Source organism: Caldivirga maquilingensis IC-167 (genome assembly GCF_000018305.1).
Lineage (GTDB): Archaea > Thermoproteota > Thermoprotei > Thermoproteales > Thermocladiaceae > Caldivirga > Caldivirga maquilingensis.
In genome coordinates this window covers 2,070,641-2,077,567 of sequence record NC_009954.1, presented here as the reverse complement: position 1 = coordinate 2,077,567, position 6,927 = coordinate 2,070,641, and the positions used below count along the sequence as shown (strand labels likewise).

Genomic DNA, 6,927 nt, shown 5'->3' with positions numbered 1-6,927 from the left:
GGCCTTAAAATTTAAATGGTGAATCTTAAAATCTTTTATTAAATTCTTTTTTCTTTTCCATCCCTCTACTCAATATTGATTCTGGATTTTGAATTAATGCCTCATTACGCTAAAATTTAAATAAAGCCGGTACTTGGGTTCTTAATGAGTAATGAAACTAAGCAACCTGAGCAGGGGGAGGAGTATTTAGTGCCTGTGGAGAGGTATATGGCTGCTGCGGTTAGGCTTGGGGCCAGGGTCTCTAATAATTACCTGCAGGAGAGGGGCTTCATCTTCAGTGTTAGGCCTGATGGGTTGAGGATATTTAACTTGAAGAGGATTGATGAGAGGATTAGGATTGCTGCAAGGATGATTACGAGGTATCCACCATCCAGGGTCATGGTTCACTCCACTAAGCCATACGCCTTCAAGCCCATTCAAATGTTCTGTAAATTCGTGGGTTGCCTACCAGTCACAGGTAGGTTAATCCCAGGTACATTAACAAACCCCTACTTAACCCACCACATTGACATTGACCTACTCATGGTCGCTGACCCAAAGACGGACTTCCAGGCGATTAACGAGGCGTCATTAACCGGAATACCCGTAATAGCCCTAGTGGACACTGATAGTGACCCAACGTTCATTGACTTAATGATACCCTGCAATAATAAGGGTAGGAATAGCCTAGCCCTAGTCTTCTGGTTACTGGCTAGGCAGGTACTTAGGGAGAGGGGTGAGTTGAAGCCTAATGAGGATTTACCGGTTAGTTGGGAGGAGTTCAGGGTACCTGTTGGTCAATCCAGGTCATAGAAGGATGTAACCCATTCAATCAAGCATTAAAGAGCCTAATCATAATCCACCCCTTATCGATAAGTAAACCCCAATTAAAGTCACAGTCATTGATAACGCTTCAATTAAACCCACTGACTGGTGTAGGAGTAGGTAAGCTAACACCGTTGAACCCACTGGCTCAACCAGGGTTACCGTCGACACAGCGGTGGCTGGGAGGTATTTCAGGGAGTAGTTCAGTAATGTGTGACCCATCAACATGGGTCCAGCCACTATTAAGGAAATCATAACCAGTGACTTAAAGCTGGGTAGGGTTAAGTTAACCCCCATTAGTAACGCAGCGGGTACTGTGAATAATGCTGCTGATGCGTAGACTAGTGTTGAGTAAACTGGGGTTGATGCCTTAACCCTGGCTAATTCACCAATGGTGAAGTAGAATGCTCCAGAGATGGATCCAGCTAAGGCTAATAAATCACCCATTAGGCTACCTGTGTTTAAGCCGTAGGATGAGTACATCATGGCTGCTACACCAGTTAAGGCTAGGGAGGCCCCAATCACTGTTAATGCGTTAACCCTCCTCCCAAGGGCTATGGTAATGGGTATTGTGAATACTGAGTAGGTGGAGACTATGGTAACGCTCATGGCTACTGTGGTGTAGTATAGTGATGTTATCCAGGTCATGAAGTGTATGGCTAAGGCAAGACCACTTAATGCAATTAGCCTAAGGGGTATGTTTAGGCCATTTCTCCTCAAGTCCCTAATCATGAGTGGTGTTAAGGCTAATGAAGCCAGTGTAGTCCTCCAGAAGGATACAGCAATGGGGTTTACCCCACTCCAAATTATTAGTATTGATGCCCATGATACCGTGAAGCCTGCCACGGCTAATGATACTACGGCGTTGGTTTTACCCATACAGTGCCCTAGTCTTAACCTGAGGTTAACCACATTATTAACTGCTGTGGGTTACTTGACTTGATGCGAATCGTTATTGGGCCTAGGGGACTCTCCACCTCACCCATGGCGAAGGATAGTACCCCAACGTACGCCGCCTGCTTATTAACATTAATAACCACCTCATCACCAACCACACTGTGGTTGAGTAAATCCCTTGCAGTATCCCTAATCCTCTCCCTCCTTATTAAATCCCTAATCCTACTCAGGTAGCTTAATCCCCTTGCCTTACCGTGGATGTACTTAACCCCATTAACATCAATAACCTCTAATTCATCCAACTCAATAATGTTTAAGACAGCCCTCTTAACCTTAACCTCACTCTCAGTGGGCTTAACCTCAGCGTAAACCTCAACCTCAACTTCACCCAGCATTAAGCCTCACCGTAAACCTCCCTCACTATTAAAGCCACCCTACTCCTTAAATCCTCCATACTCAACCCCTCATTAACTATCACGTAATCGGCTAAGCCAATTAAGTCCCCTAGCCCGAAGGCAAGCTCCCTGTAATCCCTAGCCATTAAGTCCATTATGCTCTTAGGGTCATCAGGCCTACCCCTACTGGCTAATCTCCTAAACCTAACCCCTAGGCTAGCCACAGTGAATATTAACTTAACTTCCCCATACTCCTCCCTAAAGGCCTCATACTCCTCCCTACTCCTAAGCCCCTCAACAGCCACCCTACCATTACTAAGCCTACGTAAATCCTCAAGCACCAGTCTTGCAATGATCCTTGAACCATACATTAACCTAAGCCTAGTGGCCGCCTCACCACTACTAATCCCCATTTTCTCAGCCTCCCTCCTAACGTAATCACCCATTACAATAACCCTAAAACCCATTTCAGCCAATATACCACTCACAGTGGACTTCCCTGAACCAGGTAAGCCGGTTATGCACAGTATGGGCATTAATCCAACGCTGCGCACTGGGCTTAAATTACTTAACTACAATTAGGCATTAGGGTTTTAAGCATATTACTGGGTACTACTTAAATGGAGTTAATCCTAATGTCCATTAAGCCAGGCTTCGGCGACGCAATACTGGATGGTAGGAAGAAGGCTGAGTTAAGGAGACTTGTGAATGGCCCAGTAACCCCAGGGGACACTGTGGTTCTTTACTTATCATCACCCAGGAAGGCCATTGAGGGATTCTTCAAGGCTGAGAGGGTTTACATTGGTAGGAGGAGTGAGTTAATGCGGATTGCCAAGGGGCTTAATGACCTTGGTTTAAGGGAGGGGGATTGGAATTACGTTGATGAGGATAGGGAGGGAATGATGATTATTGTTTCAGAACCAAGAAGATGCATTAAGCCACTCACCCTGGATCAATTAATCAGCGTATTCCCCTGGTTTAAACCACCCTTAAGCTACATTAGGCTTAAGCCGAATAGCGACATCTACTGGTTAATCTTCAGGAGATGTATTGAGCCGTACTTCAGAAGCCTATGGAAGTAGGCATAAATCACGATTGCCTCCCCTCACCCTCCCTGCCCTTCTTCAACATGGCTAAACCAACCATTATTGATGCATATATGTGTAGTTTCCAAGCCTCAGGGTATTCACCATACTCCTTAATTATCTTCCTAGCCAAATCCCTCAACTCAATGGCCTCATCATAAGTTAAATCATCCTTATCGAGAAGCTCCTTAAGCCTCTCATACTCCTCCCTACTCAATGGGTTAATCCTAATTAACCTCATAATCCTCTTAGCCTCATTCCTAACCATATCAGCCTTATCCCGCTTAATAACACCCTCAGTGGTTAGGAACTCAACGAAGAACTCCTGGTAATCCCCAAAGGCCTCAGCAACCCTATCAACCCTATTACCTAATTGATTAAACCTAGCGTCAACATCCTTAAACTTCTCATCCATGTAACCCTTCAACTCACTGAATCTTTCATCAATACGCCTAAACCTTTCATCAATCTGTTTAAATCTCTCATCTATTTGCCCAAATCTATTATCCATCTGCCTGAATCTTTCATCCATTTGTCTAAATCTCTCATCAATCTGTTTAAATCTATCATCAATCTGCCTGAACCTCTCATCAATTTGATTGAATCTTTCATCTACCTGCCTAAACCTCTCATCAACCTGCTTAAGCCTATCATTAATGGTCTTAAGCCCCTCATTGATTTGATTAAACCTCTCATTAATTTGATTAAATTTTTCATCAATGCCTTTAAACCTTAAATCAATCTCCTTAAACTTACCGCCAAGCCAATACAATGAACCACCAAGTACACTAATCACAGTAACAGACAATCCAATAACAGTAAAAAGCAACTCACTAACCACGGTGTTTTTCAGTCTGCTAGATTTAAATAATTTATGTTAATGGTAATAGTTTAAGTAAACTAGGTGTGATGGCATTGGTTTAAAGTAATCTAAGGTTATTTACCTTAAAGCCATGCCAGTAACCATAATGCTTACGTACACCTTACTAGCCCAGTGACTGGCCCTACCTATTGTTGTGGGCATTAATGCATATACTTAGTTAATCACTGCAATTCCCTACTAGGATTAGCCAGTTGTTATGACTAGGCTTAGTCCGCATGCTATTGCATCATTCTTCATTACAGGCTTTGCGTTGGGTGGGCATTACTTTAAGCATGGTGTATGGGTTTAATACTTGAACAGCTTACTTAAACCTCACCGGTGGTTACCTCCCTTGGGTCCGGTTTCCTACTTATAACCCTGCCACCATCTATTATTATCTCGTTGCCCGTCATGAATGTGTTTAAGTCTGATACTAGGAAGGCTATTAACCAGGCAACCTCCATGGGTCTACCCATTCTACCTATTAACGTTGCCGCATTCTCATCAAGACTCCTGGGTACTTCCCCACCCTTAACGTAAACAGGCCCTGGGGTTACTGTTATAACCTGTATACCGTACTTACCTAAATCAACAGCCATACTCCTAGTCATTGCCACTAAGCCACCCTTAGTGGTTACGTAGGGGAATGATGATTCAAGGGGGAAGTGCGCCTGTATGGCCGCAACATTAATTATCTTACCCTTAATCCCCCTCTTAATCATTAGCCTAGCGGCCATTTGAGAAAGCAGGAAGGGTGAGGTTAAGTTTAACTCAATCATGCTATCCCACTCCTCCAGGGTTGTGTCAAGGATACTGAACCTTGAGTTCCTTGAGGCATTATTAATCAATGCATGAATAGTACCAACCTCGGACTCAAACCACTTAATGAAGTCAAGCACCTCACCCCTCTTCGATAAATCAACCCTCCTAAACACTACACCAGCCTCAGACTCAAGTAACCTACCCTTAGCCTCATCCCTACCAACACCGTAAACCACAGCCCCCAATTGCCTTAATAACCTACCAGTGGCCTCCCCGATACCGTGGGTTACGCCAGTTATTAAAATGACCTTACCCCTTAAATCAATGCTCATGAATAGGCATAGTGCTTGAGGGGTTATTAAGTAGTGATTCAAATATTGAATGCAGTAAATTAACTTAATGCTCCTTTAAAGCAATTTAAAGGATGAAGCATGGGTTGATTACCCAATAGCGAAATTTAAATTTAATAAGCGTGATTTATTAATATGGTTTCTCAAAAATCCTGTGGAAGTAATTAGGGATAGGGAATTCTATGAAGTTGGGGAGGCGCTTAGGTTAGCTATATTAAATTCACTAATTTAACAGAGACAGGTTGAGTACGCTAGAGCCAGGGGTGAGGTGGTTTACTCAGTTACCATTGATCAAGCCGCGGTCAGGTTCACCTACGAAGAGGATTCAATGATACTTAACGGTATATTAAGTAACCCTAAGGTTAAAACCATGGCGATATCACCATGGGACACCCCTGGTTCAGCAGTTAATGAGGTTTCAAGCGCCGTTAATGCATTATACGCAAACTACGTGCCTGAGCCTTACGTACTCTTCACTAGTCCTAGTAGGTATACTAGGTTGCTTATGGTTAATGAGAGGACCGGTGTCATGGAGTTAACTAGGGTTAAATCCCTTATTAAGGATGTTGTAGTAATACCGCAGTTAAGGGATGATGAAGCAATACTTGCCTCAACCCATCAGTCAGTAATTGATGTAGCCGTTGGGGTGGATACAGCCTTAGTGTACTTAGGTGCTGGGGATGGTGACCATGAGTTTAGGTTATGGGAAATCTTAGCAGTTAGGGTTAAGGATCCTAGGGGAGTGGTAATACTTAAGCAATCCACCTAAGGACCATTAATTACACAGTAATGTAATCCTCATACTGTTTAATGAATAATGCATTCTCATAAACCTCACTCTCCATGAATCCTAAGTCACCCACAATTTCCTTAGCCTTCAAGCAACTGTAAACCACATTAACGTACTTGAACAGTGGCTTAATATCACTTGGTAATGCTAACTTCAATAAGGCATTAGGTACCGGTATCCTCAATGGCCTCCTCCCAAGTGCCTTAACCATAACCTCAAAGAACCTAGTCACCTCAACTGGTTCACACTCAGTGGCGTATAGGTAAAGGCCCCTTGGCCTCAATTCATGCAGCCTAGCAATCAACTCAGTGAGCTTAACGGCGCTGATGGCCATTAATTTAACGTTAATCCTAGGTACAATACCCCTCTTAGCCATGTTGTATATTTGAAGGAATTGAGGGTGAGCATTATACTTACCGTAAACTAGGGTTGGTCTAATTATGGCTAGTGGGAAACCAGCGGATTGGGACATTGAGTAAACCACCTGTTCGCCAAGGCACTTCGTCTCCTCATAGGGTGTTGATGGCCTAGCCCCCTCACAGTGCTTAGGCTCCTCATTAATGAATTTACCAATAGGCCCCATAACATTGGATGCGCTAACATGCACCAGCATTGTTGAGGGTGAGTACTCAGCTATTAATGAGGCGACCTGCCTAGGAATAACTACGTGAACTGTCCTAAGGAGCTGGGCATCATTACCCAATGCACCAATTAGGTTAATCACTGTGTCGGAATTCTTAATTAAACCCCTTAACTCATCCTCATCAGTAAGTGGATTAAGCCTAGTTAATTCAACACTACCCCTTAGTACCTTTGCATAAACCTCATTAACACCATTCAGTGACCTATATGTTACAGTAACCTGCCCGATTTTAGATAACCCCTCTGCAACGTGTGTTGCTATGAATCCTAGGCCCAGTACCAGGAACTTAACCATACGTGGTCAACCATGCTCACAGCCACTGCGTCTTTTTATTTTCAG

The 6,927-nt window shown here is 43.5% G+C and carries 8 protein-coding genes and 1 pseudogene; 3 read left to right on the top strand and 6 right to left on the bottom strand.

The window, feature by feature from the left end:
* Positions 1–144: 144 nt before the first annotated feature.
* A complete protein-coding gene (gene rpsB / locus CMAQ_RS10305; protein ID WP_012187036.1) occupies positions 145–792 on the top strand; it encodes a 30S ribosomal protein S2 in 648 nt (215 codons plus the stop codon).
* 39 nt (positions 793–831) lie between these two features.
* On the opposite strand, the gene CMAQ_RS10300 is transcribed toward rpsB, so the two are convergent.
* From CMAQ_RS10300 to CMAQ_RS10290, 3 genes are read right to left on the bottom strand one after another with little or no spacing between them, the layout of a single operon-like run.
* Positions 832–1,683 carry a DMT family transporter gene (locus CMAQ_RS10300; RefSeq protein ID WP_012187035.1) on the bottom strand — a complete coding sequence of 284 codons (852 nt, stop codon included), beginning with the start codon at positions 1,681–1,683 and terminating at the stop codon, positions 832–834.
* A 14-nt stretch (positions 1,684–1,697) separates the two neighbouring features.
* Positions 1,698–2,096, bottom strand: a complete 399-nt coding sequence (locus CMAQ_RS10295) for an RNA-binding domain-containing protein (protein ID WP_012187034.1) — start codon at positions 2,094–2,096, stop codon at positions 1,698–1,700.
* On the bottom strand, positions 2,096–2,632 hold the full coding sequence (locus CMAQ_RS10290; protein ID WP_012187033.1) for an AAA family ATPase: 537 nt from the start codon (positions 2,630–2,632) through the stop codon (positions 2,096–2,098). The genes CMAQ_RS10295 and CMAQ_RS10290 overlap by 1 nt, the downstream gene beginning before the upstream one ends.
* An 84-nt stretch (positions 2,633–2,716) precedes the next feature.
* Here CMAQ_RS10290 and CMAQ_RS10285 point away from each other — a divergent pair, with 84 nt between their 5' ends.
* Entirely contained in the window at positions 2,717–3,178 is a 462-nt protein-coding gene (locus tag CMAQ_RS10285) for an ASCH domain-containing protein (RefSeq protein ID WP_012187032.1), read from the top strand.
* A gap of 7 nt (positions 3,179–3,185) precedes the next feature.
* On the opposite strand, the gene CMAQ_RS10500 is transcribed toward CMAQ_RS10285, so the two are convergent.
* Both CMAQ_RS10500 and CMAQ_RS10275 read right to left on the bottom strand, forming a co-directional pair.
* Positions 3,186–4,022 carry a hypothetical protein gene (locus CMAQ_RS10500; RefSeq protein WP_012187031.1) on the bottom strand — a complete coding sequence of 279 codons (837 nt, stop codon included), beginning with the start codon at positions 4,020–4,022 and terminating at the stop codon, positions 3,186–3,188.
* Between the two features lie 347 nt (positions 4,023–4,369).
* Positions 4,370–5,137: an SDR family NAD(P)-dependent oxidoreductase gene (locus tag CMAQ_RS10275; RefSeq protein ID WP_012187030.1), complete on the bottom strand. Its 768-nt coding sequence runs from the start codon at positions 5,135–5,137 to the stop codon at positions 4,370–4,372.
* Positions 5,138–5,402: 265 nt separating this feature from the next.
* On the opposite strand from CMAQ_RS10275, the pseudogene CMAQ_RS10270 reads away from it, so the two are divergent.
* Positions 5,403–5,924 (top strand): annotated as a pseudogene (locus CMAQ_RS10270) (encapsulin); the annotation flags it as partial.
* 10 nt (positions 5,925–5,934) lie between these two features.
* On the opposite strand, the gene CMAQ_RS10265 reads toward CMAQ_RS10270, so the two are convergent.
* Positions 5,935–6,882, bottom strand: a complete 948-nt coding sequence (locus CMAQ_RS10265; RefSeq protein ID WP_012187029.1) for an NAD-dependent epimerase/dehydratase family protein — start codon at positions 6,880–6,882, stop codon at positions 5,935–5,937.
* Between the last annotated feature and the right edge of the window lie 45 nt (positions 6,883–6,927).

Coding starts and splice junctions, on each gene's coding strand:
- CMAQ_RS10290 (WP_012187033.1), bottom strand. CDS start 2,632: ATGCCCATACTGTGCATAACCGGCTTACCTGGTTCAGGGAAGTCCACT.
- CMAQ_RS10265 (WP_012187029.1), bottom strand. CDS start 6,882: ATGGTTAAGTTCCTGGTACTGGGCCTAGGATTCATAGCAACACACGTT.
- CMAQ_RS10275 (WP_012187030.1), bottom strand. CDS start 5,137: ATGAGCATTGATTTAAGGGGTAAGGTCATTTTAATAACTGGCGTAACC.
- CMAQ_RS10300 (WP_012187035.1), bottom strand. CDS start 1,683: ATGGGTAAAACCAACGCCGTAGTATCATTAGCCGTGGCAGGCTTCACG.
- CMAQ_RS10285 (WP_012187032.1), top strand. CDS start 2,717: ATGGAGTTAATCCTAATGTCCATTAAGCCAGGCTTCGGCGACGCAATA.
- CMAQ_RS10295 (WP_012187034.1), bottom strand. CDS start 2,096: ATGCTGGGTGAAGTTGAGGTTGAGGTTTACGCTGAGGTTAAGCCCACT.
- rpsB (WP_012187036.1), top strand. CDS start 145: ATGAGTAATGAAACTAAGCAACCTGAGCAGGGGGAGGAGTATTTAGTG.